Here is a 25,453-nt window from a genome sequence, read left to right as displayed (position 1 = left end):
CCTATTATCGTTGATAATTCAAACTCTGATTAAGACAGCTTCACCCTGGCCAAACCCTCCACAAATGGCACCCAAAGCGAACCCACCACCGTTAAGACGCAATATACTGGCAGCCTGCTGAACAACGCGGATGCCCGATGCAGCAAGAGGATGACCGATAGCGACAGATCCACCATAGATGTTCGTTTTTGCGCGCAGTGCATCCAGATCAGTCTGAAGTTCCTTCGCCATAAGCGCAGTGCTGACCAAAGGCGTTGCGGCAAAAGCCTCATTAATTTCGACAACTGAAATGTCGTCGATGTTTAAGCAGTTGCGCTCCAGAAGACGCATAATTGCCACCTGTGGAACGGAGGTTCCCTCCTGAATATCACCAGCGACCTGAACGCGATCCACAACTTCCGCTATGGCTGTTACACCAGCCGCTTTCATGGCATCGCTCGTCATCAGCACAAGTCCCGCCGCGCCGTCTGACAGGCCGGGGGCATTTCCTGCTGTAATGGTTTCAGCACCATTCACTGTTGGCAGGCTTGCCAGTTTCTGGCGGTCGGAGTTGGCGCGGGGGCCTTCATCAGCAGCGTCTGACAAGCCAGATTCAGGAGGTAAAAAGACAAGATTGTCGTAGAGGCCAAGGCCCTTTCCCACGAAATATTTCTGATGGCTGGCGAACGCCCAGTCATCCTGCATTTCGCGGGTAATACCGTAATGAAGCGCTTCTTCTGACGTATACTGTGCGATCGTTTTGGGCGAGACCCGACCACCAAGCAGAAGCGGGTCTGTCAGGGACATACTGGCAATTTTACGCTCATTCCCGCGCGAAATCAGCAATGGTGTATTGGACAGACTCTCAACACCGGCAATATAAGCCTTATCACCACCACCTGTTTTAAGATGCGCGAATGCCGTCGAGATCGCAGTCATTCCGGTACAGCACGCTCTATCTACAGCAATAGAAACAGTGCCATTCGGCAAGTCGGAGCCAACGAGCATCTGTCGCAGGGCGGTCAGATGCACGCCGCCCATTATTCCTGCACCTCCAATTACAATGTCCGGCAACTTCGCCTGGGGATCTCTTTTCATCAGCTCATTCAACAGGGCTGCACCAAGGTCCACGACATCAATGTCAGCAAGCTTACCCCGAAATCGTCCAAATGGAGTCCGCGTCATTGCGGTAATGAAAACGCCACTCATTGACCTTGCTCCTCCAGCCAGAGTTTCAGAGCTTTTTTGTCAATTTTTCCCGTTGCTGCCTTAGGCAACTGTGGCAGCAAATGAAAGATTTTGGGTGTTTTGATGCCAAGAACCGGCTTCAAAAACTGACGCAAACTGTCGGCTGATAGTTCTGCACCCTTATGCGTTGATAGAAGGCAGACAACCTTCTCGCCCCATTCTTCATCTGGAATACCCATGACAGCCACTTCATCTACCTCCGGCAGAGCGGCAACAGCTGCTTCCACCTCCATCGGATAGATATTGAAGCCGCCCGAAATAATCATATCTTTGGCACGCCCAACGAGCCGGAAAAGACCGGGTGCAAATTCGACACCCAAATCCCCGGTGAGAATTTCATCCCCACGATAAACGGCAGCGGTCTGCTGCGGATTGTTCCAATATTCCAGCATGGTGTGCGGACCACTTACACAGATTTCGCCAACCTCGCCGATTGCGCAAGCTGTGCCGTCTTCGGCCCGGATTACGACACTGGAAAAAATATAACTCCGCCCGATAAGACCCGCTTCATCGTGATGCTCCTGCTCTCGTGCAAGATCATAAAATGCGCATGTCATCATCGCTTCGGTCTGACCGAAGTTCAAAACAATCCGTCTGCCAAAGGTACTGATCGCCCGTTCGAGTAAGGTCGGACTGGTTGGCGCACCTCCGACACCAATCCACTTCAAGGACTGACGAAGCGGATGATGATCGTCAGTTCCCTTGATAATCCGCGACAAGGTCGTCGGAACGCAGGTAATAATCGTGACTTCATCCTGCTCCGCAAACGCAAGCATTGTCTCCACATCGCCTGCATCAAAAACGGCAGCCCGTGCGCCGCGCAGCAGGCCAGCATAGAGATAACTCCATCCGGCATGGGTAAGCGGGCCAATGAACGCGAGTGTATCTGCTGCCGATATATCGCGATCAATCAGCATATTCGCAAAAACATAATGCCAGTTGGCATGGGTGAGTACCACACCCTTCGGCTTACCCGTCGAACCCGATGTATATGTTATGGAGCAACGTGCAGCAGGCGAAATCACGCCAGAGCTTGTATGAGGCTCTTCGCTGGCGGAAGCGAGTATTGCCGCTCCGATTGCCTTTATTGCAGGTGCCTGTGCAAGCAGTCCTTCAGTTTCCGCCTCATAGACAACCAGCTTCGGCGAACAATCCTCAAGCAGAGCCGCAATTTCAGCAGGCGTGGCTTTGATATTAAGCGGAACCCGGATTGCACCGATTAGTTCGGCAGCAAACGAAAGTGTAATGAAGTCAAGCGTGTTGCCACATAATAGTGCGATACGGTCTCCACTCGACAGATGCTTGGTAAGTTCCGCCGCTTGCCAGAATATGCGCTCAGCCAGACCATTGTAATCCAGTGTGAAACCAGAGATCACAATGGCGGGACGCTCACCAAATTTACAACAAGCCGCGAGAAGGTCTTTAACCGGAACCATCACGCCACCTCTTTCAAGCCGGAGAGACTTGCTTCTATCTCAGCTGAAAGTGCGAATACGAGGTCATCATCGCCATGCTTGCCGATCACCTGAATAGAATGACGCAACCCTTCTTGTGTCATTTGTGCAGGAACAGCCATCGCACAAAGGTCGAGATAATTGACAACACGCGTGAGATCACCCAGTGGCATGGAACGTTCGATAATCTCATCCAGACGCGGAGGTAAAACCGGCAGCGTCGGAAACAGAATGGCATCAATGCCCTCCATCTGTCGCTGCATTTTCGTAATGTAATCCGCCCGAACGAGCCACTCCGCAGTCGCATCAGCTTTCGAATAGCGTTTCGCGTCTGTCAGACGGTAATTCACGCCACGATCAAGGCCTTCAGGAGTGTTCTCCAGTATGGCACCAAAATGTTCGACTGCCTCCTGACCGATCAACACGGCTGTTCGGCTCAGCACTTCATCGACTTTCATCGGGAAGCTGAACGGAACAAGGTCAAACCCCTTGGCTCGCAGCTGATCGCAACTCTGATCGAAGGCCTTCATGACGCGCGTGCTGTAACTGCCATAAGCCTTCAGATCGGCGACACCAACACGAAGCTGACGGCGGCATACTGGTATTGAGCTTTCAGTCTGAGACGACATAGCCGCAAAAAGAGTCCAGCACTCCCCGACACTTCTCGCCATTGGACCCACAACATCAAAACGCGCGCACAGCGGCACCAGCTGATCAGAAGGGATCAGGCCACTGCTTGGTTTGAAACCGGCAAGCCCGTTTGCACCTGCCGGAATACGTACTGAACCACCGGTATCAGTACCAAGAGCCAAAGGAACGAGGCCAGCTGCAACCGCAACGCCTGAACCCGACGACGACCCGCCAGGGACCCGGTGATGCACATCGTCCAGAGGGTTTCGGGGTGTTCCTGTAGCTGTGTTCGTTCCCCAACCACCAAAGGCAAACTCCACCATATGAGTATGACCAATAATGATTGCGCCGGCTTCTTTCAAACGCGCCACAATTGCTGCATCGCTTTCAGCAATGTTCGCCGGGCGCATAAGCGATCCTGACGTCGCACCGTGGTCGCAAATATCGATATTTTCTTTCACCGCAACCGGAATTCCATGGAGTGGTCCACGCCACAGGCCGTTCGCAATCTCATTATCAAGATGAGATGCCTGTGCGCGCGCTTCGTCGGCAAAGACAGAGCGAAAAGCATGATAATAAGCGTTTTTCTCGGCGATCTTCTCGAGAAAAATCTCGACTGTCTCAGCGACACTGCGTGTGCCAGTGCGGATCGCTTCCGATAGTTCAGGAACCGTGTACATTGTAACGTCATGCATTGGAATTCAATCCACCTTATGCGCGATCCAACCCGCGATCAGATCCATCATTTCAGTATTTCCGCTCATCTCTGCAGTCTCGCAATCGATCTTGTTTCGACCCAGTTCCAACACATAGAGGTGGTCAGAGACGTTCACGCACTGCCGCACATTCTGGTCAACAAGAATGACGGTTTTGCCGCTGTCCTTCATCCGTGTGAGGAACTGATAGATTTGCTTTGAATATTTGGGCGCTATCATCGCGCTTGGTTCATCGAACAGGATGACTTCAGGATCTGTAATCAAAGACCGAGCGATTTCAAGAAAGCGTTGTTGACCGCCTGAAAGGGTACCTGCAAGAGCACGATCCTTCTCGCGCAGCATTGGAAAAATATCGTAGACCCGTTCAATAGCATCACGAATGCGTGCTTGTTCGCGCCGGATACTCCAGCCGCCAAGTACCAGATTGTCACGGACACTGAGACCACCAAAAATGGAGTGGTTCTGAGGTACGAAAGCAATGCCACGACGGATCAGTTCGGTCTGATCAATACGGGAAATGACATCGTCTTTGTAAAGCAACTCGCCACTGCCGACATTGAGCATCCGATACATCGTTTTCAAAGCAGTCGATTTACCGGCACCGTTGGGACCAATAATACCAGTTATCTTTCCGGTCTGTGCTTTGATTGTAAGATCCTTGAGGATCGTTATATCGCCTGAATAGGAAACTGTAACATTGCGTAGTTCAAGTAAGACATCGGTCATCTTATTCTCCCAGATAGGCTTCGACGACGGCGGTCGAGTTCTGGATATCGCGAGCAGTGCCTTCAGCGATAATTTCACCCTGATTGAGAGCGATAATATTGTCGCTCAGCTCGTAAATTGAGGTGAGGTCATGACTGATAAGCAGGACGGTTTTTCCGGCTGCACGGAATGCTGCAATCAAATCTAAAAACAAACGTATAAGATCAGGGTGCACGCCAGCAAATGGCTCATCGAGCAGGATTAAATCCGCCTTGTGATATTGAATCCGCAGTAGTTCAATCAGCTTTTTCTGCCCGCCCGACAGTTCATTGGCCAGATTATCGCGTAATCGATAAAGGTGGACCTGTTCCAGAAGATGATCAACTTCATCATGGCGGGTTGGTCCCGTTTCGCCGATAGCGATATTTTCACTCAGTGTCAGGGAGTTAAAGAGCCGGGGTATCTGGAACGTGCGCCCCATCCCCATCGCAGCAACTTTATCCGTTGGCTTATTGTGCAGTGCATGACCATTCCAAATGATTTCACCGGACGAGACTGTGTAAAGACCGCACAGGCAATTTAGGAGTGTCGATTTTCCAGCACCGTTGACTCCAATGATACCAGTAATGGTAGCTGGCGCGGCGGAGAAACTGACATCATTAATTGCCACAAGACCACCGAATGCTTTGCGAATATTTTTGACGTTCAAACCGGCGTTCATTGATTGCGTCCTCCCAGAATGCCATTCGGCAGAACATAGACAACAACGATGAGCGCTACGTAGCTGATGATCTGCGCAAGCGTCTGGCTGCCATAGAGAATTGTTAACTGCTCAACCAGACCAAACAGAATTCCACCAAAGATCGCTCCTATCGGATTGACCAATCCGCCAATCACAATCACGACGAACGCGATCAGAGTTATTTCCATCCCACCTGCCGGATTGAATGCGGGAAAGACCAACGCGGTCATGATGCCTGTAAGACCAGCAAGAACAATAGACACAACAAATGCCGCGGCAGTGACGCGCTTGTAGGGAAGACCAATAACACCCATAGCAGGACGGTTCATGATGGCCGCACGAAGTGCTTTGCCATAGATAGTTCTGAAGAGTACCCACCAGATGCACAGGATCGTGATGACACCAAAGCCCATAGCAATCAGACGCGCTTTAGGAATGATAAGTCCTGCAAATTTAACATAAGCCGGTGAGAACCCCAGATCGATAGATCTTGTGTCTGCTTCAAAGAAGATCAACAGGAGCGACCCAATGATCAGAGAGACACCATACATTGCCAGGAATGACGGCAATTCATGATCATCGTTCTTCATCAGTCGCGGTACGATCAGATAATAAATAACCAGTCCAACGACGCCAAAGAACAGAATTGCAGCAGGCACTGCAAGCAATAATGGTAGTCCAAGTACGGTGACTACGATATAAGAAAGATAGCTGCCCGAAATGACGAATTCACCATGAGCAAAATTAACAATCCGCATCGTTCCGTAGATGATGGCGAGGCTACAGCCGATGATCCCATAAATGGTGCCGACAATGATGCCATTTATAATAGTCTGGAACAGAAGTTCAGTCATAGCTTGTTCCTCACAGCATCCACTTGCGCAGCGGCTGCCAGCGCTTGGTAATGGTTCCAACAATGCCTTTTGGGAAAAAGACCATGAGGGCGACGATAACGACACCAAGAGCCAGATTATTCAGGCTCGGGAAGCGCTCCCATATCCAGTTATCAACGCTGTACATGGCAAGCGCGCCGACGACCGGACCTATCGCAGTGCCAAACCCACCAAATGCTGCAAAGATGATCGCCTTGGTACTATAGAGAAGATTAAAAGCTGTTTCGGGATCAATAACACTTGAGTAACAGGCTTCCACGCCGCCAATCAGCGATCCAAGTCCCGCAGACAGCATCCATGCATGAAGTCGCAGTCGGGCGACGTTGAGTCCCGCAACCTGCGCGGCTTCCATATCGTCGCGGATAGCGGCCAGATGGCGACCAAAACGTGACAAGCGTATCCAGAATGAGATTCCGACCGCCAGCAAGGCCAGACACAGCATTGCATAATAAGCAAATTTCGGATTGAGACTTGCGCCTATCGTCAGACCATGTGCGCCGCCAGCCACATCCGATGGGAGCATTGAAATAACATTTCGGCAGATGATCGCAATCGCGAGGGTTACCATAGAAAAGTAAATCCCACGCAGGCTTAGAATTCGCGAAAACGCCAGGCTTGCAACGACACCAACTAAGCCAGCACCTAAAACAGCGAGAAGAATGGGAAACCCAAGCTTCGTTGCAAAAATGGCTGTAGCATAAGAACCAAGACCAAAGAAAGCGACGTAACCGAAAGCAACATAGCCAGTAAATCCGGCCATGATATTTACGCCTGATGCGAGTGCGATCCACATCATAAGATAAAAAAAGAACGAATACGAACCGGTTATCAATGGAATTACTGACAGATATCCAGCCCCGACCAGAAAAACCAATCCATAGGCAAGCAAAACCCGTCGGCGGTGACGTTCTGTCACCGCTCGTATTTTTGATTTATCGAGCATTAACTTACTCTCTTCCCCTTATTATTGAGGATGAGGTTATTTCAAAATATGTAAAAATCAACCGTAAAAAACGAAACGCTGCGACAGCGGTTGGGTATTTTCATCCGACAGTCTTCGGAGGCAGCCAACCAAAAACCTGCAGAAGCCAATGATTTTTGCACCAAATCTTCGGATGGCGAACTGGCGCGAGTTGTACCAGTTTGCAGTTGGTCTGCCAGCGCGCACGACAGCACCATGGAAATACTGAATTGGATAAGTGATGATCGCTATCCACCACCCAATAGTTCCAAATGCAAAATACTAGCCTATATTTTTTTCGAATGGAAAATTTTAGGTTGACTGGATGCGCTATATTGAAATACCAATGCCTCATAAAAATTATAAGGGGCAACAGAATGCGTGCACTTTTAGACAGGATTGATCGGAAGCTTGTTAAGCTTCTGTCAGATGATGCACGCGATGGTGCCAACCAGATCGCTGAACGTCTGGAGCTCAGCCCGCCAACGATCCGAGCTCGCCTCAAAAGCCTGATCGAAAATAAGCTTTTCCGGATTGCAGGCGTTGTTAATGTCTCTGAGCGTCCTGAGCTTATCGTGGCGATTTTGGGTATTCACGCCAATGGGCATGGTCGCCTGAATGAAATTGCCCGGAAGATGTCCGAGCTGCCATTTGTGACATCCGTCAGCATCGTAACTGGACGATATGACCTTCTGTGCGAAGTGCTGTTTGAAGGCGACATGGAAGAACTATACCGCGTGACGAGCGAACTGCTCCCAGGTCTGGCTGAACCCGGCGTCATTCAGGGCAGCGAAACTTTTGTTGTCATGAAAGCCCATAACAAATGGCTGAGTTTGCCGCGCGGCGTATGGGAAGATGAAGAGAGCGACAAATCCGCTCCTTAACCTAACGATAAAATGAAGATTCTAACTGGCCGCCTTGCGCGGACGCGGACTACTGCTGCTCAAATGAGGGAGAACTCAAGAAATGATGAAAAAAATCAATGGGCTTATTACGTCAGCTATGTTTGCTGCGCTGATGGGAACTGCGGCGCAGACCACACCTGCTTATGCGGGTACGCTTGACGATATTATCGCCCGTGGCGAGTTGCGCGTCGCTGTTCAGACTCAGGGCCCTCCCTATTCATTTATGGACAAGAACGGCACTCGTGCAGGGAGCGCAATTGCTCTGACCGAGCTCATGGCAAAGGAAATGGGTGTCAAGGTTACATATCTTGATTTCGATTGGGATGGTCTCATTCCGGCGCTGCTTTCAGGAAAAGCTGACATTCTGGCAGCCGATATGACAGCCACCATGAGCCGCGCAACCAAGGTCGCTTTTACCCAGCCATGGATTCATGTCGGTTCAGTCGCTTTCACTGCTGCTGGTGGTGAGTTCAAAAGCGTTGAAGACTGCAAAAAGCCAGGCACAACGGTTGCCGTCATTCTCGGATCAACAGCCGAGAAAAATATGCCCAAGTTTTTCCCTGATGCCACTGTCAAGGCGTTCAAGGGAGGCGGAACAGTGGTGCTTGATGCGGTCGCATCCGGTCAGGCCCAGTGTGGGGTGAATGACAATACGGCCGTTGCCGCACAGGTTCAGAACTACCCAGAAGGGACGTTTGAAGTATTTTCTGACATGCTCAGCTCAGAACCTCTTGCCTATGCCGTCAGATACGATTCGCAGGATCTGATGATTTGGACAAACCTGTTCCTCGACAACATCAAACTTGATGGTCGCTTGAAAGAAAACCTCGATTACTGGGTCAATTCGAATAAGTGGCAGGCTGATCACTAATGTCGATGGAGGTGCGGGAACCGTTTCATCCTGCACCTTTTCTCAAAATGCGAATGTTACCGGTGAACCATGTTTGGCAATCTGAACATAAGAGTCATATCGGAGTATCTGCCTGAACTCTGGCAGGGTTTTCTCAATACATTGATGTTGTCTGCCGCAGGCTTTACCGGCGCGTTGATCATTGGCATCGTCGCTTGCGCTTTAAGCATTCAGCCGGTGCGCTGGCTGCGCAGGATCGGCATCGCCTATATCGACCTCATTCGCGCGACGCCATTGCTTGCACAACTCTATTTTCTGTATTTTGGCCTGCCGCGTTTTGGTGTACTCCTTCCGGAGATAGTGATTGGCATCATAGCTCTTTCCTTGAACTCCGGAGCTTATGTCGCTGAGATTATTCGCTCGGGCATTCTCTCTATTCCACGCGGTCAGTTTGAAGCTGCTCTCAGCTCCGGCTTTACCTATCTGCAACGGATGAGGCTCGTTGTCCTTCCTCAGGCGGTCCGACCAACGATTTCACCAATGATTGGTCAGGCAATTGTGCTGGTGAAAGACTCTTCGCTTCTTTCGCTGATTTCCGTTGTCGAGCTCACCCGTGTCGGACAGCAAATCGCGCTTGATCGTTTCATGCCGGTCGAGGGTTTTGCTGCAACTGCCGCCGGATTCCTGCTGATCTATTATCTACTCAAAGCGCTTGCCGGTACATGGTCGCGTTTCAACCGCATGCCGGAAAGATAACAGGGGGCGCATATGTTTTGGTTCCAGGTCGAACGGTTGTGGAATTTCTGGCCCATTCTTTTGAAGGGCCTCGGAATGACAGTTTCGCTATCCTTGCTCTCTCTGATCATTGGGGTCATTGTGGGCCTGATATTTGGTGTGCTTCGCGCAAGCCCCAATCGATGGCTTTCGGGCATAACAGGGCTTTATATTGATCTGTTTCGTGGTACGCCGTTCCTGGTACAGGTCTTCATCTGTTTCTTCATTCTGCCATCAATCGGCATCGAGCTGTCGGCTTTTAATGCCGGAGTGATCGCGCTTTCCAATCTGTCAGCCTGCTTTATCGGCGAAATTATTGCCTCCGGCATCAAAGCTGTTGCGCGCGGACAGACTGAAGCGGCGATTGCATCAGGCTTCACCTATTCGCAACAGCTTCGATTAATTATCATGCCACAGGCGTTACGCATCGTAAGACCATCTCTGGTAGGTCAGTTCATTTTGCTTGTGAAAGATTCCTCCGTGGTTTCGGCCATCGGGATTATGGATCTTACACGTTCAGGATGGATGATCGTTCAGAACATCCCCAACGGTCTGCTGGTCTTTGGCGTGGTTGGCATCGGCTACTTCATCGTCTGCTATCCGATGATTTATCTCTCGCGCCGTATGGAGCGTGGCACTCAGTCTCCTATTTTGTAACTGGACAGGTGTAATGATTGAATTTCAGGGTCTGAACAAATGGTTCGGCAGCGCACTTCACGTGCTTAACAATATTGATCTGACAGTCAACAAAGGCGAAGTCGTCGTCGTGTGCGGTCCTTCCGGTTCCGGTAAAAGCACGCTGATCCGATGCGTTAATGGACTGGAAGCCTTCCAGTCAGGCAAACTGATCGTTGATGGCATTGATCTGAGCGCAAAAAATGCAGCCTTGCGTGAATTGCGAATGGAAGTCGGCTTTGTGTTCCAGCAATTCAATCTCTACCCGCATAAGACTGCGCTGGAGAATGTAACACTTGCACCTATTCATGTACGGGGATTATCAAAAGCCGATGCGGAAAGGCGGGGCAAAGAACTGCTGGCTAAAGTCGGCCTCGCTGATCGTATGAACAATTACCCAAGCCAGCTGTCTGGTGGCCAGCAGCAGCGGGTGGCTATTGCGCGCTCTCTTTGTATGCAGCCAAGAATTATGTTGTTTGATGAACCCACTTCGGCACTGGATCCGGAGATGATCAATGAAGTGCTCGATGTTATGGTTAGTCTCGCCAAAGAAGGCATGACGATGATGGTGGTCACCCATGAAATGGGCTTCGCCAGAAGCGTTGCGGATCGTGTTGTCTTTATGGACCGTGGGGCAATCCTTGAAAGCGGTGAGCCAGAGAACTTCTTCAGAAACCCTCAGAATGAGCGCACACGCGACTTCCTGAGTAAAGTTCTCCACCACTGACGCGACCCCGTTCGTCACGCAATTAAGATAGATCGATTATCATGGCGCATCGTCAAAAAAGCGGTGAACGGCTTTCTGTTGCCATCATTGGCGCAGGCATTGTTGGCTGCAGCACCGCCCTTGCAGTAAGCAAAGCGGGCTACAGTGTCACCATATTCGGCAATGAAGAGCCGGGCACAGGAACATCCTATGGAAATGCCGGGGCCATCGTCACAGGCTCAGTAACACCGACAGCGACACCGGCTGTGATCAGGTCTTTGCCGAGCTATATGTTCAACCGCAATTCACCAGCAGTCTTGCGGCTTCATCATGCTTTCGCAGCATTGCCGTGGATAAGACGCTTCATCACAGCTGGTAGAACGAAAGCTGTCGATCGAATTGCCGCAGCAATGCATCCGCTCGTGTCGGAGGCTCTGAATGCGCATCGGGAATTGGCCGCAATTGCCGCAGCAACTGACATGCTTACTCATGAAGGCTGGCTCAAAGTCTATAGGAACAGCAAGGATTTTGAAGGTTCTGCTCTCGAGCGCCGACTTATGAGCCGATATGGTGTCGTACACACAGTTCTTGATCGTCCAGCACTTCTGGACCTTGAACCTGCGCTTGACCCCGCATCCTGTTACAAAGGTCTTTACCAGCCGAATGCGGGTAATGTCCGCTTTCCGCAGAAGCTCGCTCAGCTCTATCTGGAAACGGCTCAAAAGTTTGGTGCAACATTCATTGGTGACAATATTACCTCGATTCAACCGTCAGAACACGGCGTGTTGCTGAGATCAGCAACGCTCAGCAAGCGCTTTGATCGTGTCGTCATCGCATCGGGTGCGTGGTCTGCCGCACTGACGAAACAGCTCGGTGATCGTGTCTCTCTTGAAAGCGAACGCGGTTACCACATCAGTTTCGGTCCGGGATCGGAAGCGTTGCTACGAGGACCAGTTGTCGTACCCGGCAAGGGATTTGTTCTATCACCAATGCATGACGGTTTGCGTCTGGTGAGTGGCGATGAACTCGCAGGTTTGAAAGCACAGCCAAATTACAATCGCATTCGCAATTTGCTGCCCGAAGCAATCGGAGTTTTACCGGCTCTCAAGGCATGGAAACCCGTCACTGAATGGATGGGGCACCGTCCTTCAACTCCTGACACACTGCCCGTCATTGGCAGATCGGGCAAATGCCGGAATGTCATTTACGCTTTTGGCCATGGGCATCTCGGAGTCACCCTTTCAGCGATAACAGCCAGGCTCGTCAATGAGCTCATCAGCGAACAAACGCCAGCTATCGATCTGGCGCCCTATAGTCCCAAGAGATTTTGAAACCTCAATGTTTGAATTCCCAATCAGTATGAGCAATCCAGCGCAGTTCGACGGCCCTCTTCCCGAGGCTGTCGATGTCACTATCATTGGTGGTGGGATCATCGGCATCATGACAGCCTGGGAGCTTCAGAAGCGCGGATTAAAAGTCCTTGTTTGTGAAAAAGGGCGCATCGCGGGCGAACAATCAAGCCGCAACTGGGGCTGGATTCGCCAGCAGGGCCGTGACTACGCTGAACTGCCGATCATGATGAATGCAATTCATCTCTGGAAAGGCCTTAACGAGAGAATCCGAGAACGTATCGGCTTTCGTCAGAATGGCATCACCTATCTGGCGCGCAACCAAACAAAGCTTGAAGAATTCACGCAATGGCTTGATGGTGCGCGCGCCTATGGCATCGATACGCGGATGCTGTCCCAGCGCGAAGTCAAAACGATGGTGCCAGACAGTACGGTTTGGCTCGGGGGGATGACCACGCCCTCAGATGCAATGGCCGAACCCTTCTTGACTGTTCCGACAATCGCTAAGGTTGCGGCAGAAGATGGCGTTCTTATCCGCGAAAACTGTGCGGTCCGGATATTGGATGTCACCCGCAATCAGGTGCAGGGCGTTGTAACCGAAAGAGGCTATGTAAGATGCGAGCGCGTGCTTGTCGCGGCTGGCGCCTGGAGCTCCTTGTTCCTCAAACGACATGACATTAGTATCCCGCAGCTTTCTGTGTTGTCTTCCGTGATGCAGACAGAACCGATGAACTCTTTACACGATGGCGCTGCCGGGGATGACCAGATAGCGTTTCGTCGGCGCGCTGATGGTGGATATACATTAACGCCATGGTCCACGCATGACTTCTTCATAGGACCGGACGCTTTCAGGAACTTTTGCCCCTATATACCGCAATTGCGTGAAGACTTTACGAGCACACGGTTTAAACTTGCTGCTCCGCAGTATTATCCGGACGCGTGGCGAACAGCAAGACACTGGTCGCGGAATGATGAAACTCCATTCGAACGGTGTCGGATACTCAATCCCAAACCGAACAAAAGAGAACTCGACCGTGTGCAAAAAAAGTTCACAAAGGCGTTCCCTCAAACAGACCGGCCACGTATTGTCGGAAGCTGGGCAGGGATGATCGATACAATGCCTGATGCCTTGCCGGTCGTTGATCACGCACCGATTGGCGGATTAACAATTGCAACGGGAATGAGTGGTCACGGGTTTGGCATTGGTCCTGGAATGGCACTTGTGATTGCCGACCTGATAGAGTTGCGCCAACCCATTCACGCGATCAGCAGTTTTGCATTAACCAGGTTTTCGAAATGAACAACTTGCTAAGAGCCTTGAAACTGCGAATTGGTAACGAATTAAACTCCATGAATTACATTCCTGATTCCCCACGTTTTTGTCCGCACCGCCAAGCCTAAAGTTCCCAGATTCAACCAACGATCAGGGCTTTAAGGCCCTCCGGCTATTGATGGTGTTCGACACGCTTCCTCTGAAAACTTGAGATAAGAAATCTGAACCTGCATGAACATGTTGTTGTTTTCATTTACCGCCATCAATCACAGAACAGCAATTCGAACAGAACGTCTGGCCAAAAAACCGGATAGTTTCAGGCATGTTGATCCGTGACATGTAGATATAGTAAAAATCGTATTTTCCCGCATTTGCCAGTCACTTCGCTTGCAACAGGTGATACAGAAGGCCTAACATATCGAACCTTCTCCCTGCTTTGCTATCCCCCGTCACTGTTGCGGGGCAAATCGACATTCAGCAAATCCGGGACGTATCGAAAATACGCCAGTTTGTTGCGCGCGCATTCCCAACAGACGTTGAGGCCCTGCTCGACACGGCTGGTCGCGAGGCAACTGGAATGGCAGTTGGCTCGGATCAACCACTTTCCTTTGGCAAAGCTTAATTGAAACGTGGCCTGCCTGTATTCATGGGCAAGTCGTCTTTAGGATCCCCCCAGGGCGCTCGTGAGCTTTAACAGTGTCTGAGAATGCGACGAGCCACTGCTGCTTGGCCTTCTAAAGCCTCGTCAATGGGCAAGGTGATGGCTGCAAGTATCAGTCGCTGCGGCCAATTTGGCGATGTCTTTGGCTGTGACGCGTTCATTTGATGATGGATGTCTCTTTGCTCCATCAAACCCTGGTCAGTATGAATCCAATGAACGGTCATTAAATATCTAAAACTATGACACATATGGAAAATCCTCATTTGTCATAGGTGTCAGCCTGCTTCAACAGCGCTACGCAACATCAATTTTTTGAATTATAAATATCCATCAATTTTACCACTCACAAAAAATCATGAAGCACGCCTTATTCTAACTATACTCATCGTCATAAAATCTTGAAATAACCATCTTTAGTTGCGGGTCTCCATGACCTGGTTTAACATTTTCTTCCACAAATCGACTAATTTCCGCCCTGTTTCCATTTCCAGATCGAAGCTCTGGTGCACCGCTATACCACGCAGTACAGACAGAATAAGGTGAAGTTTCAACGTATCGGTTTCATTGTTGGGCTCAAAACCCACGAGCCTTGATATACTTAAATCGCGGATATTGACCCAGCGGCTCATTTCATCGCGCAACCTCTGACCTAACTCATTGTCCAAACGCGCAGCGAGCATCAGCTCAATAGCAGCGATGTAGCGCGTATCGGAGAAGATCGTCAGCCACAATGCTTCAGTCAGTTCCGGTAGCGTATACTGGGTTTTGTTGGGGTCGGCGCCAAATGGATCGGCGACTTCCCAGTCCTCATGCAACTGTCGAAGTGCGGCAACGAGAAGGTCATTGCGCGAAGGAAACTGGTGCGTCAGCGCACCGCGCGAGACTTTTGCTTTTTGCGCAATCAGTGATGTCGAAATAAGTCCATGCCCAACTTCGGCAAGAGCTTCAAGGGTCGCCTGGCAAACTCTTGACCGCGTTGATGACGAACGCTCGGCCTGCGTTTTTCGACGCGACTGCGCCGAATTTTGAACCCGGATCGGTTTTACAGAGCGTTTCATATGGCAAGATCTCTACGAATGACAAAGCGCAATCTATTGCCTCGATATTAAGCGAATTGCATCATAATTCAACACCATCAGTGAAAAATCAGTCGGTAAAATTGAGTTAAAACAGCGTCATAACAAGGTTTTCAACATAAAAACAAACTGTACTGTTTTTATGTAGACAAGACGAAGTCTCCATGCAAGGATAGGGTCAATATACTTGTTGTATACAAGCGTCCGAGCTGACGCATAATGGGGAATGAACAATGACGAGTTTTGTGTTTTTCGGCGGCCCTATCCTTGATGTCGACGACGGCATTCTCAAGTCCGGATTTGAGGTTCTGGTTGAAGACGACCGCATCGTAGCGATCAGTGATCAGCCTGTTATCGCACCTGCTGCCCAAAGAATCGACCTGGCTGGCCGGACACTGATGCCAGGACTTGTTGATGCACATGTCCATGTCGCAGCGACACTGGTTGATCTTGCCGAAAATGCCGCACTGCCGACATCCCTCATTGCACTGCGTAGCGCGAAAATCATGCGCGATATGCTGATGCGCGGCTTCACGACACTCCGCGATCTGGCGGGCGCTGACCTTGGCCTGAAGCTAGCAGTCGATGAGGGCACCGTCGAAGCCCCTCGCCTGGTTATCTGCGGCAAAGCACTGAGCCAGACGGTTGGTCATGGTGATTATCGTAAACGTTACGATAATCGTCCCCTGCACGAAGCCAGACTTGGCAGTCTCGGACGGATCGCCGATGGCGTGGATGAAGTGCGCCGCGCTGCACGCGAAGAAATCAAGAATGGTGCGCAATTCATCAAAATCATGGCCAATGGCGGCGTCGCCTCACCCAATGATCCCATTCACGTACTGCAATATTCACGCGAAGAAATCTGCGCGATTGTAGAAGAAGCTGAAAACTATGGACTTTATGTTGCCGCTCACACCTATTCAGATGCCTCCATTCGCCGTGCGGTCGAATGTGGCGTCAAATCGCTTGAGCACTGCAACCTCATAACGCCTGAGACAGCACGTCTGGCTGCTAAGGCCGGTGCAATCGCTTGCCCGACGCTCGTTGCTTATGAAGGGCTGGCGCTGGAAGGGGCAAGCTTCGGTTTAAGTGCAGACTCCCAGTCCAAGATCGATACAGTCCGCCGTGGTGGATTGGAATCGCTGGCAATTATGCGTGATGCCGGCCTGCCAATGGCATTTGGCTCAGATTTGCTCGGGCAGCTTCACAAATACCAGTCGATGGAGTTTTCGCTGCGTGCGAGTGTCTTGACCAACCGCGAAGTGCTGCATTCAGCAACACGGGTTTCGGCGAAGCTTTGCGGAATGGAAGACGAAATCGGCGTTATCAAGCCCGGTGCCTATGCGGATCTTCTGATCGTGGATGGCAACCCACTTGAGGATATCACCACACTGGAGCGACATGATGAGTGCCTGACGGCCATCATGAAGGGCGGCGTGTTCCATAAGAACACTCTGGCGGAGTAAGTCGGATGGTCCGGGGCAATTCTCTTACAGAGCGCCTGGGACGATTGGGAGCAGCGACAATGATTGCATTCAGCCTTGCGCTGATGCTTCTGCCCCTTGTGCTGGTGTTCTGGCTCTCCGTGATCTCGAATGAGATTTTGTCATTGCCGGTTGAAGGCTATTCACTCCACTGGTTTTCGGAAGCGTTTCGTCAACCTCAGTTTCTAAGTGGTTTTCTGCTTTCAATAGCGGTTGCGAGCTTTGCGATGCTGGCTGGCCTGCTGGTATCGGTCCCTGCAGCAATGGTGATTGTACGGCGTAATTTTCGTGGCCGCAGTGCTTTGATTCAGCTTTTGATGTCGCCGCTCACGGTGCCGGCAATCGTGATCGGCGCAGCGCTGTACGTGACGGTTGTTGAAATCGAGATCGCATCGGGCGCACCGATTGTCGGCTCAACCGGTGTATTTGTGGCAGGCCACGTCCTGCTGACAATCCCCTGGTGCATTCGTTTGCTGCTGGCTTCGCTCGAAGGTGTCAACATGTCGGTTGAAGAAGCAGCAGCTTCACTTGGCGCCAGGCCACCAACCGTCGTCTGGCTGGTGACACTACCACTTATTAAGCCGGGAATCTTCGCAGCCGCTGTGTTTTCGTTCGTCGTCAGCTTCGGCAATCTCGAGGTTTCCATCTTTCTCTCAAGTCCCGGACAAGTCACGCTACCGGTTGCGATGATGCAGTATCTGGAATGGAAGATTGATCCGACAATCGCTGCGGTTTCTGTTCTGCAGGTGCTTTTTGTGGCGCTGATGCTGGTTATTTCCAATCGCTTTGTAAATATTTCGAGGATGGTCTGATGGCTGACGTTCAAATTCAGGGACTGACCAAAACCTACGGGGCTTTCAAAGCCGTATCCGACATGACGCTTGATGTTCATGAAGGAGAGTTCCTTATCTTTCTGGGACCATCAGGCTGCGGCAAGACCACGACGTTGCGCATGCTCGCAGGCTTTATTGAGCCAGATGCAGGAACGATGCGATTGGGACAAAGGGAAATCACCTTTGAACCGCCGCATAGACGCAATATCGGTCTGGTATTCCAGAACTATGCACTTTTTCCGCATCTGAGCATCCTCGAGAATGTTGCATTCGGTCTGCGCCGAAGAAAAGTGGCTGAACCCGAGCTGAAAAGCCGTGTTCAACATGCTCTTGAACTGGTCGACCTTGCACATCTGATGGACCGTTTGCCAAAGCAATTATCAGGCGGACAACAACAACGTGTCGCGATTGCGCGCGCAATCGCAATCCGGCCCGACATGCTGCTTCTTGATGAGCCTCTGTCCAATCTGGATGCGCGACTGCGCCTGCAGGTACGTGACGAGCTTCGCAGTCTGCAAAAATCGCTCGGCATCACGACAATTATGGTCACACATGATCAGGAAGAAGCAATGTCGGTCGGTGACCGACTGGTTCTGATGCGTTCTGGGCTCATTGAGCAGATTGGCAATGCGGAACAACTCTATAAGCAACCCGCAAACCGCTTCGTTGCCGACTTTGTCGGTCGTGCAAATTTCCTGACAGGCAAGGCAACAAATGATGGAAGATTTACGACTGAAGGCGGCGTGCAGTTTCAGGCGGCGCAAAACTCCAGGACAGCATCTGAAGCACTCATCCGGCCAGAAGCCCTAAAACTGAGCAAAGCACCTCTCCCTTCTTCGCAAAACAATCAGACCGTCCTTATCAAAAAACATGTGTTCTTAGGTGGCATGGTCGAGATTGATCTCATGCTCACCGATGGACAGCACCTGACCGCGGTTGCTTCACCACGCGAACTCAATGAAGCTGGCATCCACCTCACTCCTGAAAGTTCAATCACTATGAGCATCGCGCCAGAGGACGTCGTGCTGCTTTAATCTTTCACTTCTGAACGAGGCGTAAGACCTCTGGGATAAATTCATCAACGATTAAAAGGGGAATTAGCATGATAAAAATCAGCAGACGTAGTTTTGGCATTCTTTCCGGCAGCCTTGTCGCTTCGGCGATCGTGCCCTCATTCGCAAGAGCCTCTGGTCGGGCTGTCGTTGGCACCTGGGGTGGCGATTATCAGAACCTGCAGCAAATCAATATTGCGGATGGCAACCTCAAGGGCAGCGGGATGCAGGTTATATATGACCCTGCAACCGATACGGTGCGCAAGGCAAAGCTTCTGGCAGAGCGCCGTTTGCCACGCGGGTCAATGGACATTGCATGTCTCACCCGTCAGGGGAGCTTTGAGATGATTCAGAACGGAATTATTGAAGAACTGGATGAAACGAAGGTCCCCAACCTGAAAAAGGTTCTGCCGTTCATTCGTACGAACTACTCCATCCCGCATATCTATACGGGTCGTGTTATTCTCTACAATCCAAAGCAGGTAAGCCCGGCGCCAACGTCCTATGCTGACTTGTGGGATCCGAAATATGCAGGTCGCGTCGGGGTAATTGATCTTCAGTATCAGACGACAATTGAATCGGCTGCAATGATTGCAGGTGGCAGCGCATCGGATTACGAGCCGGGCAAAGCCAAACTGCTCGAACTGAAAAACCAGGGCGTGAAAATCTACCCTACCAATGAAGCGCTCGCACAGGCACTGAAATCCGGTGAAATCGTCATGTGCATCATGTGGAATGCGCGTGGCTACATGTGGAAAAATGCTGGCATCGACATCGAAATTGCAATTCCAAAAGAAGGAATTGGCCTTTACCTGTCGGATATGTGTGTACCGAAAAATGCACCGAATAAACAGGCTGCCTATCAGTATCTGAATGCGATGCTCGAACAGGCGCCACAAACTGCCTTTGCTGAGCAGATGGGCTATGCACCAACCAATGCCGATGTAGTCCTACCTGCCGAACTTGCATCAGCCGTCGACTATACGGCGGAGCAACGTGAAAAATTCGTGCTGCCTGATCTTGAATACGTCGCGAAAGCAGATGCAGATCTGCAAAACTGGTGGAACAAAGAGTTCAAAGCCTGATGATTGCCACGACCTGTCTGGCTGAAGTCAGACAGGTTCCGCTCCAGCTTTCCCGGTACAGCCATGCAAAAAACATCTATCTCCGCCGCCGCACTTCTCATGCCTGCGACAGGGCTGGTCCTTATCTTCATGGCCCTGCCATTGCTTTATCTGTTGCGCTATAGCTTTAATGACTTCGTGCCAGGCGAGTTCATGGTACAAGGCTTTACTATCGCAAACTTTGCGACATTTTTTACGGACACATATTATCTGAAAGGTATGGGCACGACCTTGCTGATGGCAGGCTCCGTTACCGCAGTTTGCGTCATACTCAGCCTGCCTCTGGCGAACTGGATTTCGAAGCAGAGTGGCGCGCTCAAAACCATTGTTCTTATGGCAATCATCCTGCCCCTGTTCATCTCGAACGCTGTTCGGGCTGCAGGTTGGATGGTGGCTTTCGGGCAAACGGGCGTGCTCAATTTTCTGCTCATGAAAATTGGCATAATTTCCTCGCCATTGGCAATCATGCAGACGCCGACGGCTGTCTTCATCGGCATAACAGCGGTCAATCTTCCTTATGTTGTCCTTACACTGCAAAGTGTTTTTGAAGGGCTCGACGAAAATATTGATTACGCCGCAGCAAGCCTTGGCGCAGCCCCCATGCAGAGCTTTATGCTCGTTCGAATGCCGCAAATCATGCCCGGCCTTCTGGCGGCTTCTGTCTTGTCTTTCATTCTGACGATGAACGCCTATGCCACGCCCGTGCTTCTTGGCGGCCCATCGTTCCGCATGATGGCTCCAATGATCGTGACCGAAATACTAAACAAAGCAAACTGGCCGTTGGGCGCTGCGCTCGCCTTCATTCTGCTCGCCGTGACAATCACAATATCACTGCTCGCCGCGCTCTTCATACGCCGACGCTATTGATCAAGAAAGACTCGGCAGGGGCGCAAGGCCGCGCCCTAACTATCAACGACAGGGCTTGATATTGTTTTCTCAACCATCAACTTCGAACGGCGGACGAAAAGTCCGCCTTCTTCATTGTTTTGATTAATTGTTATATCATGATTTCAGAGAGCACGTGCCGCCTGAACAGGCCAGCCGAAATGTTCGGAATAAGGCGAGGCCAATGCCGCCAGCCCTAAAGCCGAATGAGTTTGCAGGCGATACGATAGCATCTGAAAAATGATCGAGAATGTCGCCTGCGCTCACATCGACCGCTTGGCCTGTTTGGCGATGTGAAATATTTCGACGGAATAGGCGAGGTGCGCATCGATTACGGCCCCGGCTATAGGCCTTATTTCGGTAAGCGCGGCAACACGGTAGTTGTCCTGTTATGTGGTGGCGATACCAAAGTCATTGCTGTTGCGCTCGGCAATATTGCGAGAGCCAAAGGCATGACCAAAATTGCAAGGGAAGCGGGCATTACCCGCGAGGCACTTTACCTATTTCTCAGTGAAAAGGGCGATCCGCAGCTCTCCACCCTTCTCGGTGTAATGAGAGCTCTCGGCTTGCAACTTGGAGTTCAAAAGTGAATATCACGCAACATAGCCTCCTCTTTGTACGCTAGCGTTCATTGCGTTCCTGCACATTTATGAGAGAATGCTAATGCATATGGACGTTTCCGCAGACAGGTCGTATGCAAAGCCTCAGCTCGTCAACAATACCCACGAGCTGGGGTTTTTGTTGTTAACCAAAATTAGAGGCTCCTGGACTTGCTCTAGATGTATGGTTTTCGAGCGAAACCCTTAACGAACCTCGCACGGCCTCCTTTGAGAGAAGCCCAGACTGTTGTTTCCAGATATTCAGGATCGTGATGTTTCTGAACTTGTGCGATGATCGCATTTGCCAGAACATGCAGGTCAGCAACCTGACCGAGACCACCGTAGTTCGCGTTCTCAAGAGTTTCTCTTTTTCCTCCTGGACAATCCGTGCTTACGACAGGGCACACAGGCGAGAGCTTGAACCAGAACATCAGTGATGAGTTTCTCACGCCATTTTGCACGCCCGCCGAATATTCGTTACCCAGTTGATTTCGTTGTCCTAAACCGACGCATGTATCGACATTTGACACCGTTCATGCAAAGACCGCCGCGACGCTATCGTAATCGAGCGCAGTCTGTGCGTTCGAGGCCAAGTATTGCGAGGATAAGCGACTAAAGCCGGCCCGTCAGTTGCGGGCTTAGGGGAAACACTCCCGTATCTCGAAGCAAAATTCACCTTTGTTCCCGATCCAGTCAAGCTAACCCAGTTGCAAAAAGCAACGACATCTCCAAAAGCAGGAAACGCCCGACTTCTCAATCGCGACATGATCGATCAGGTTTCAGCAAGAATAATTGGCTTCCTAACGCCTTGACACAGCAATTTGCCGCTCTAAATAATTGCTATTCACAGCATCACAGCCCCCGCTCGAATGCAAAGTGAGTAGCCCCGCTACCGAGCCCCCCTCTGAGCGGGGCTTATTTTTTCAAGTTCCGATCTGCGATTATTGCATTGCAGCAAAGGCCGCTTCAATGTCATCGGTGGTGTTTGCGCCGCTCAGGACGATCTTCATTCTATCAATTCGTGGCTTAGCGTATCTCACAACAACTGCCTCGATCTTCTCCTCGGATTCGACGCTTTGAAAGATCCTCCCAGCAAAGGCTGCCAGCCACTGCTCCAGTTCTTCGCCGCGAAAGCCCTCAGCCTCCGCTATTGCCCGGCTCACATCCGGGCGTGATCGACATGAAGCGCGCCTGCTGGCAAAGAACCCATGTCGACCTATTCACCACCAGGCATCATGGCGCCGCGATTTTGCGATCAGGCGATTGATGAAATCAAGCTTTTCAATGACCGGGACCGGCAAAACGAACGGATAGATGTCGGCTTGCCCCATTGAACGCTGGAAAGTATTCAATGCGAGGCTGATCGGCACCCACGCGTCAACGAGTTGTTGAGCAGAGGATGCCCTGTATGGATCAAAACGCACTTCTGTTTCCAGATTCTGATGGGTCTTTGGATCGATCGAAAGTCCAAAAGCGTGCGCAGATTCCAGCGTGTCGACGATATGAAAATAATGGGCCCAGCATTCAGCGAAGTCCTCGGAAGGATGGCAGCTGGCATAGGTTGAAATGAAGTGCTCCGGCCAGTCTGACGGCGGCCCCTTCTCGTAATTTCTCTTTAGAGCGGCGGCGTAATCATCCCGTTCGTCGCCAAACAGTGCCCGGGCCTCGTCAAGCATGTCGGACCTGGCGACCAGCTGTTGGAAGTAAAAATGACCGATCTCATGGCGGAAATGACCCAGAAGCGTCCGGTAGGGTTCTCCCATTGAGACGCGGACCGCCTCGCGCACGTCGTCATCGGCCTCCGCCGCACGCAAACTGATCACGCCGTCTTCGTGACCGGTCATGGCGGGTATGAGCTTCCCATCCGGATCTGACCTGTCCTCCAGAAAATCGAAGACCAGCCCTTGCTGCGCATCGACGTCGCGGCCGGGACACGGCAATCCGAGACGCAGGATTGAATAGAAAAGATGCCTTTGGGCTGAACCGATCTTGTGCAATCGTTCGATGTCTTCCGCCCGGTGAGTGCTGGGCATGGCGCGATTATAGCGCGCAGGAATGGCGAGGGCATGAGGATCGTCGGATCGGATAAGCCAATTGCTCCCGTCGATGGACCTATTTTTACAGAACCGCCAGCTTTCTCCTTCGCGGGAAGGAATTGACCAGAGCACGTCGTCGATCCGTTGCAGACTGTGCAAAGTGAGGGTGTCGGGGACAAATCCCACCGGAGCATTGCCGGCACCAATACTGACGGTGTTTTCAAAATAGATCGGCAGACCACTGATATCGCATTCAAAGAGACGCATTTCGCCATTCCTGGTTGGTTTCTGCTTGAACGTCTGAGCGCTGAAAAAGACCCCTTGAAAAATCGGCGATGGAGAAAAAGTTTTTTAGAATCCCGGCGGAACAACTGAGCGCTTTGGCAGTTTCGGATTCCAGATTGCAAAGGAGATCGGGATGCTTATTCGGGTTGGTTACGAGATCGCAGTGGAAGTCACATCTCCGACAGCGGTCTATACATATCTCAATGTGCACCCGCAGCATAAAAAGGACATCGTCTGGGCCTCTCCGGAAGAGACGGCCGGTACCAGACATATCGACATCCATGGCAATGAGTTTGTGCGCCAGACTTTGCCTGAGGGAGAGACGGTTCTCACGCATGACGCAATTGTGGAAGTGAGTGGACTGCCGGATATTTTTGACGAGCATGCCGCACAAGTCGACCCCGCCCATTTGCCGGCTGAATGCCTTCCCTATTTACTCGGTAGTCGTTACTGCGAAACCGACCGGATGTCGCAAATTGCCTGGAGCCGTTTCGGACATTATCAAGGGGGCGCTGATCGGGTACGGGCCATCTGCGATTTCGTCAATGCCCATTTGAGTTTCTCCTACGGCTATGCCCGCTCCACCAGGACGGCGCTGGAAGCCTATAATGAGCGTGTCGGCGTCTGCCGCGATTTCGCGCATCTGGTTATCACATTGTGCCGTGCGCTGAATATTCCAGCCCGCTACGCCAATGGCTTCATGGGGGATATTGGCGTGCCAGCCGATCCGGCGCCAATGGATTATAATGCCTGGGTCGAAGTCTATCTTGACGGTCAGTGGTTTACGGTGGATGCGCGGCACAATCAGCCAAGGATCGGGCGAATTCTGGTCGCACGTGGTCGCGATGCCAGCGACATTCCGCTTTTTTCGACATTTGGCCCGCATCGACTGAACAAGTTCGAGGTGTGGACAGAGGAGTATAAGGGGTTGCAGTCAAATGTCGGCAAGCATGTCCGCCCGGCAAGAAGAATCTCCACGCGTTATGGACCTGCAGGTCGTTCGCCGCATGATCTCGGACTCAGCCCTTTTGTCAATTGCATGATCTGAAAGTTACATAGTTGCAGCCATTTGATGAGATGCTCAGCCATGGTGAGTGTATTCGCCAACCTTATGAATTTCTCAAGCAGTGGCTAGACCAGCAGGATCGGCATGGGCTTCTGCAAAAAGCACAGGATGCGGAAAGCGTTTTTCGAAAAACCGGTATCACCTTTGCAGTCTATGGTGATCAGGACGCTGCGGAACGGCTTATTCCGTTCGATATTATTCCGCGTATCATTTCTGGTCAGGAATGGCGACGGCTATCGCAAGGCATCGAACAGCGCGTGTTGGCGCTCAACGCTTTTCTTAACGATATTTATCATCGGCAGGAAATCGTGCGCGCTGGCATTTTACCGGAACAACTAATCCGCAACAATGAAGCATTTTTGCCCGAAATGGTTGGGGTGCGGCCGCCGGGCAATGTCTACACGCATATTATCGGCGTTGATATCGTGCGGACGGCCGAAAACCAGTTTTACGTGCTGGAAGACAATGCGCGCACGCCTTCCGGCGTTTCCT

At 51.2% G+C, this 25,453-nt stretch carries 25 protein-coding genes; 16 read left to right on the top strand and 9 right to left on the bottom strand.

Translation table 11 applies throughout. The features are described 5' to 3' along the window. Positions 1–18 precede the first annotated feature (18 nt). From RT142_RS18975 to RT142_RS18945, 7 genes are read right to left on the bottom strand one after another with little or no spacing between them, the layout of a single operon-like run. Positions 19–1,188, bottom strand: a complete 1,170-nt coding sequence (locus tag RT142_RS18975) for a thiolase family protein (RefSeq protein ID WP_313030722.1) — start codon at positions 1,186–1,188, stop codon at positions 19–21. Beyond that, positions 1,185–2,663 carry a class I adenylate-forming enzyme family protein gene (locus tag RT142_RS18970; RefSeq protein ID WP_313030788.1) on the bottom strand — a complete coding sequence of 493 codons (1,479 nt, stop codon included), beginning with the start codon at positions 2,661–2,663 and terminating at the stop codon, positions 1,185–1,187. The genes RT142_RS18975 and RT142_RS18970 overlap by 4 nt, the downstream gene beginning before the upstream one ends. Next, the gene (locus RT142_RS18965) at positions 2,663–4,006 is read right to left on the bottom strand and encodes an amidase (protein ID WP_313030720.1); all 1,344 of its coding nucleotides are present in this window, start codon (positions 4,004–4,006) and stop codon (positions 2,663–2,665) included. Before RT142_RS18965 ends, RT142_RS18970 begins: the two co-directional genes overlap by 1 nt. A gap of 6 nt (positions 4,007–4,012) precedes the next feature. Next, positions 4,013–4,753 (bottom strand): ABC transporter ATP-binding protein, encoded by a 741-nt coding sequence (locus RT142_RS18960; RefSeq protein WP_113486380.1) that lies wholly within the window; start codon positions 4,751–4,753, stop codon positions 4,013–4,015. A 1-nt stretch (position 4,754) separates the two neighbouring features. Then, positions 4,755–5,453, bottom strand: a complete 699-nt coding sequence (locus RT142_RS18955; protein WP_113486378.1) for an ABC transporter ATP-binding protein — start codon at positions 5,451–5,453, stop codon at positions 4,755–4,757. Beyond that, positions 5,450–6,328, bottom strand: coding sequence for a branched-chain amino acid ABC transporter permease (locus RT142_RS18950; protein WP_113486376.1), 879 nt, complete (start codon positions 6,326–6,328; stop codon positions 5,450–5,452). Before RT142_RS18950 ends, RT142_RS18955 begins: the two co-directional genes overlap by 4 nt. 10 nt (positions 6,329–6,338) lie before the next feature. After that, positions 6,339–7,163, bottom strand: coding sequence for a branched-chain amino acid ABC transporter permease (locus RT142_RS18945; RefSeq protein WP_409558592.1), 825 nt, complete (start codon positions 7,161–7,163; stop codon positions 6,339–6,341). 35 nt (positions 7,164–7,198) lie between these two features. On the opposite strand from RT142_RS18945, the gene RT142_RS18940 reads away from it, so the two are divergent. The 8 genes from RT142_RS18940 to RT142_RS18905 all read left to right on the top strand — a co-directional run bounded on the left by RT142_RS18940 (position 7,199) and on the right by RT142_RS18905 (position 13,887). After that, positions 7,199–7,462 (top strand): hypothetical protein, encoded by a 264-nt coding sequence (locus RT142_RS18940; protein ID WP_171380255.1) that lies wholly within the window; start codon positions 7,199–7,201, stop codon positions 7,460–7,462. A gap of 243 nt (positions 7,463–7,705) precedes the next feature. Then, the gene (locus RT142_RS18935; protein WP_313030714.1) at positions 7,706–8,212 is read left to right on the top strand and encodes an Lrp/AsnC family transcriptional regulator; all 507 of its coding nucleotides are present in this window, start codon (positions 7,706–7,708) and stop codon (positions 8,210–8,212) included. Between the two features lie 82 nt (positions 8,213–8,294). Then, on the top strand, positions 8,295–9,104 hold the full coding sequence (locus tag RT142_RS18930) for an ABC transporter substrate-binding protein (protein WP_235972515.1): 810 nt from the start codon (positions 8,295–8,297) through the stop codon (positions 9,102–9,104). A 69-nt stretch (positions 9,105–9,173) separates the two neighbouring features. Beyond that, entirely contained in the window at positions 9,174–9,839 is a 666-nt protein-coding gene (locus tag RT142_RS18925) for an amino acid ABC transporter permease (protein ID WP_171380257.1), read from the top strand. Between the two features lie 12 nt (positions 9,840–9,851). Then, positions 9,852–10,514: an amino acid ABC transporter permease gene (locus RT142_RS18920; RefSeq protein ID WP_171380258.1), complete on the top strand. Its 663-nt coding sequence runs from the start codon at positions 9,852–9,854 to the stop codon at positions 10,512–10,514. A gap of 13 nt (positions 10,515–10,527) precedes the next feature. Continuing rightward, positions 10,528–11,259 carry an amino acid ABC transporter ATP-binding protein gene (locus RT142_RS18915; RefSeq protein ID WP_171380259.1) on the top strand — a complete coding sequence of 244 codons (732 nt, stop codon included), beginning with the start codon at positions 10,528–10,530 and terminating at the stop codon, positions 11,257–11,259. A 41-nt stretch (positions 11,260–11,300) separates the two neighbouring features. Next, a complete protein-coding gene (locus RT142_RS18910; RefSeq protein WP_171380260.1) occupies positions 11,301–12,569 on the top strand; it encodes an NAD(P)/FAD-dependent oxidoreductase in 1,269 nt (422 codons plus the stop codon). Positions 12,570–12,576: 7 nt separating this feature from the next. Next, a complete protein-coding gene (locus RT142_RS18905; protein ID WP_171380261.1) occupies positions 12,577–13,887 on the top strand; it encodes an NAD(P)/FAD-dependent oxidoreductase in 1,311 nt (436 codons plus the stop codon). 1,047 nt (positions 13,888–14,934) lie between these two features. On the opposite strand, the gene RT142_RS18900 is transcribed toward RT142_RS18905, so the two are convergent. Next, entirely contained in the window at positions 14,935–15,579 is a 645-nt protein-coding gene (locus tag RT142_RS18900) for a TetR/AcrR family transcriptional regulator (RefSeq protein ID WP_171380262.1), read from the bottom strand. Positions 15,580–15,830: 251 nt separating this feature from the next. On the opposite strand from RT142_RS18900, the gene RT142_RS18895 reads away from it, so the two are divergent. From RT142_RS18895 to RT142_RS18870, 6 genes are all read left to right on the top strand, one after another. Continuing rightward, a complete protein-coding gene (locus RT142_RS18895) occupies positions 15,831–17,063 on the top strand; it encodes an amidohydrolase family protein (protein ID WP_171380263.1) in 1,233 nt (410 codons plus the stop codon). A gap of 59 nt (positions 17,064–17,122) precedes the next feature. Then, the gene (locus RT142_RS18890; RefSeq protein ID WP_007880616.1) at positions 17,123–17,893 is read left to right on the top strand and encodes an ABC transporter permease; all 771 of its coding nucleotides are present in this window, start codon (positions 17,123–17,125) and stop codon (positions 17,891–17,893) included. Then, on the top strand, positions 17,893–18,948 hold the full coding sequence (locus tag RT142_RS18885; protein ID WP_313030703.1) for an ABC transporter ATP-binding protein: 1,056 nt from the start codon (positions 17,893–17,895) through the stop codon (positions 18,946–18,948). The genes RT142_RS18890 and RT142_RS18885 overlap by 1 nt, the downstream gene beginning before the upstream one ends. Before the next feature lie 68 nt (positions 18,949–19,016). Further along, the gene (locus RT142_RS18880; RefSeq protein ID WP_204162560.1) at positions 19,017–20,051 is read left to right on the top strand and encodes a PotD/PotF family extracellular solute-binding protein; all 1,035 of its coding nucleotides are present in this window, start codon (positions 19,017–19,019) and stop codon (positions 20,049–20,051) included. Between the two features lie 63 nt (positions 20,052–20,114). Next, positions 20,115–20,957, top strand: coding sequence for an ABC transporter permease (locus RT142_RS18875; protein WP_235972518.1), 843 nt, complete (start codon positions 20,115–20,117; stop codon positions 20,955–20,957). 311 nt (positions 20,958–21,268) lie between these two features. After that, on the top strand, positions 21,269–21,565 hold the full coding sequence (locus RT142_RS18870; RefSeq protein WP_313030698.1) for an addiction module antidote protein: 297 nt from the start codon (positions 21,269–21,271) through the stop codon (positions 21,563–21,565). A gap of 1,229 nt (positions 21,566–22,794) precedes the next feature. Here RT142_RS18870 and RT142_RS18865 read toward each other — a convergent pair. Next, positions 22,795–23,877 (bottom strand): putative zinc-binding metallopeptidase, encoded by a 1,083-nt coding sequence (locus RT142_RS18865; protein WP_171380265.1) that lies wholly within the window; start codon positions 23,875–23,877, stop codon positions 22,795–22,797. A 151-nt stretch (positions 23,878–24,028) separates the two neighbouring features. Between RT142_RS18865 and RT142_RS18860 the strand changes: the two genes are divergently transcribed. Both RT142_RS18860 and RT142_RS18855 read left to right on the top strand, forming a co-directional pair. Further along, positions 24,029–24,943, top strand: a complete 915-nt coding sequence (locus RT142_RS18860; RefSeq protein ID WP_313030694.1) for a transglutaminase-like domain-containing protein — start codon at positions 24,029–24,031, stop codon at positions 24,941–24,943. Between the two features lie 11 nt (positions 24,944–24,954). Further along, positions 24,955–25,453: circularly permuted type 2 ATP-grasp protein (locus RT142_RS18855; RefSeq protein WP_313030691.1), on the top strand; the 499-nt coding region annotated here is incomplete at its 3' end.

It is taken from the genome of Brucella sp., assembly GCF_032066345.1.
GTDB lineage: Bacteria > Pseudomonadota > Alphaproteobacteria > Rhizobiales > Rhizobiaceae > Brucella > Brucella pseudogrignonensis.
The sequence above is the reverse complement of the archived record's forward strand: the minus strand, read 5'-3'. Positions and strand labels throughout refer to the sequence as shown.

Coding starts and splice junctions, on each gene's coding strand:
- RT142_RS18945 (WP_409558592.1), bottom strand. CDS start 7,163: ATGATGTGGATCGCACTCGCATCAGGCGTAAATATCATGGCCGGATTT.
- RT142_RS18965 (WP_313030720.1), bottom strand. CDS start 4,006: ATGCATGACGTTACAATGTACACGGTTCCTGAACTATCGGAAGCGATC.
- RT142_RS18865 (WP_171380265.1), bottom strand. CDS start 23,877: ATGCGTCTCTTTGAATGCGATATCAGTGGTCTGCCGATCTATTTTGAA.
- RT142_RS18940 (WP_171380255.1), top strand. CDS start 7,199: ATGGAATTACTGACAGATATCCAGCCCCGACCAGAAAAACCAATCCAT.
- RT142_RS18895 (WP_171380263.1), top strand. CDS start 15,831: ATGACGAGTTTTGTGTTTTTCGGCGGCCCTATCCTTGATGTCGACGAC.
- RT142_RS18925 (WP_171380257.1), top strand. CDS start 9,174: ATGTTTGGCAATCTGAACATAAGAGTCATATCGGAGTATCTGCCTGAA.
- RT142_RS18960 (WP_113486380.1), bottom strand. CDS start 4,753: ATGACCGATGTCTTACTTGAACTACGCAATGTTACAGTTTCCTATTCA.
- RT142_RS18890 (WP_007880616.1), top strand. CDS start 17,123: ATGATTGCATTCAGCCTTGCGCTGATGCTTCTGCCCCTTGTGCTGGTG.
- RT142_RS18875 (WP_235972518.1), top strand. CDS start 20,115: ATGCAAAAAACATCTATCTCCGCCGCCGCACTTCTCATGCCTGCGACA.
- RT142_RS18935 (WP_313030714.1), top strand. CDS start 7,706: ATGCGTGCACTTTTAGACAGGATTGATCGGAAGCTTGTTAAGCTTCTG.
- RT142_RS18900 (WP_171380262.1), bottom strand. CDS start 15,579: ATGAAACGCTCTGTAAAACCGATCCGGGTTCAAAATTCGGCGCAGTCG.
- RT142_RS18930 (WP_235972515.1), top strand. CDS start 8,295: ATGATGAAAAAAATCAATGGGCTTATTACGTCAGCTATGTTTGCTGCG.
- RT142_RS18915 (WP_171380259.1), top strand. CDS start 10,528: ATGATTGAATTTCAGGGTCTGAACAAATGGTTCGGCAGCGCACTTCAC.
- RT142_RS18975 (WP_313030722.1), bottom strand. CDS start 1,188: ATGAGTGGCGTTTTCATTACCGCAATGACGCGGACTCCATTTGGACGA.
- RT142_RS18880 (WP_204162560.1), top strand. CDS start 19,017: ATGATAAAAATCAGCAGACGTAGTTTTGGCATTCTTTCCGGCAGCCTT.
- RT142_RS18970 (WP_313030788.1), bottom strand. CDS start 2,663: ATGGTTCCGGTTAAAGACCTTCTCGCGGCTTGTTGTAAATTTGGTGAG.
- RT142_RS18950 (WP_113486376.1), bottom strand. CDS start 6,328: ATGACTGAACTTCTGTTCCAGACTATTATAAATGGCATCATTGTCGGC.
- RT142_RS18955 (WP_113486378.1), bottom strand. CDS start 5,453: ATGAACGCCGGTTTGAACGTCAAAAATATTCGCAAAGCATTCGGTGGT.
- RT142_RS18905 (WP_171380261.1), top strand. CDS start 12,577: ATGTTTGAATTCCCAATCAGTATGAGCAATCCAGCGCAGTTCGACGGC.
- RT142_RS18885 (WP_313030703.1), top strand. CDS start 17,893: ATGGCTGACGTTCAAATTCAGGGACTGACCAAAACCTACGGGGCTTTC.
- RT142_RS18910 (WP_171380260.1), top strand. CDS start 11,301: ATGGCGCATCGTCAAAAAAGCGGTGAACGGCTTTCTGTTGCCATCATT.
- RT142_RS18860 (WP_313030694.1), top strand. CDS start 24,029: ATGCTTATTCGGGTTGGTTACGAGATCGCAGTGGAAGTCACATCTCCG.
- RT142_RS18920 (WP_171380258.1), top strand. CDS start 9,852: ATGTTTTGGTTCCAGGTCGAACGGTTGTGGAATTTCTGGCCCATTCTT.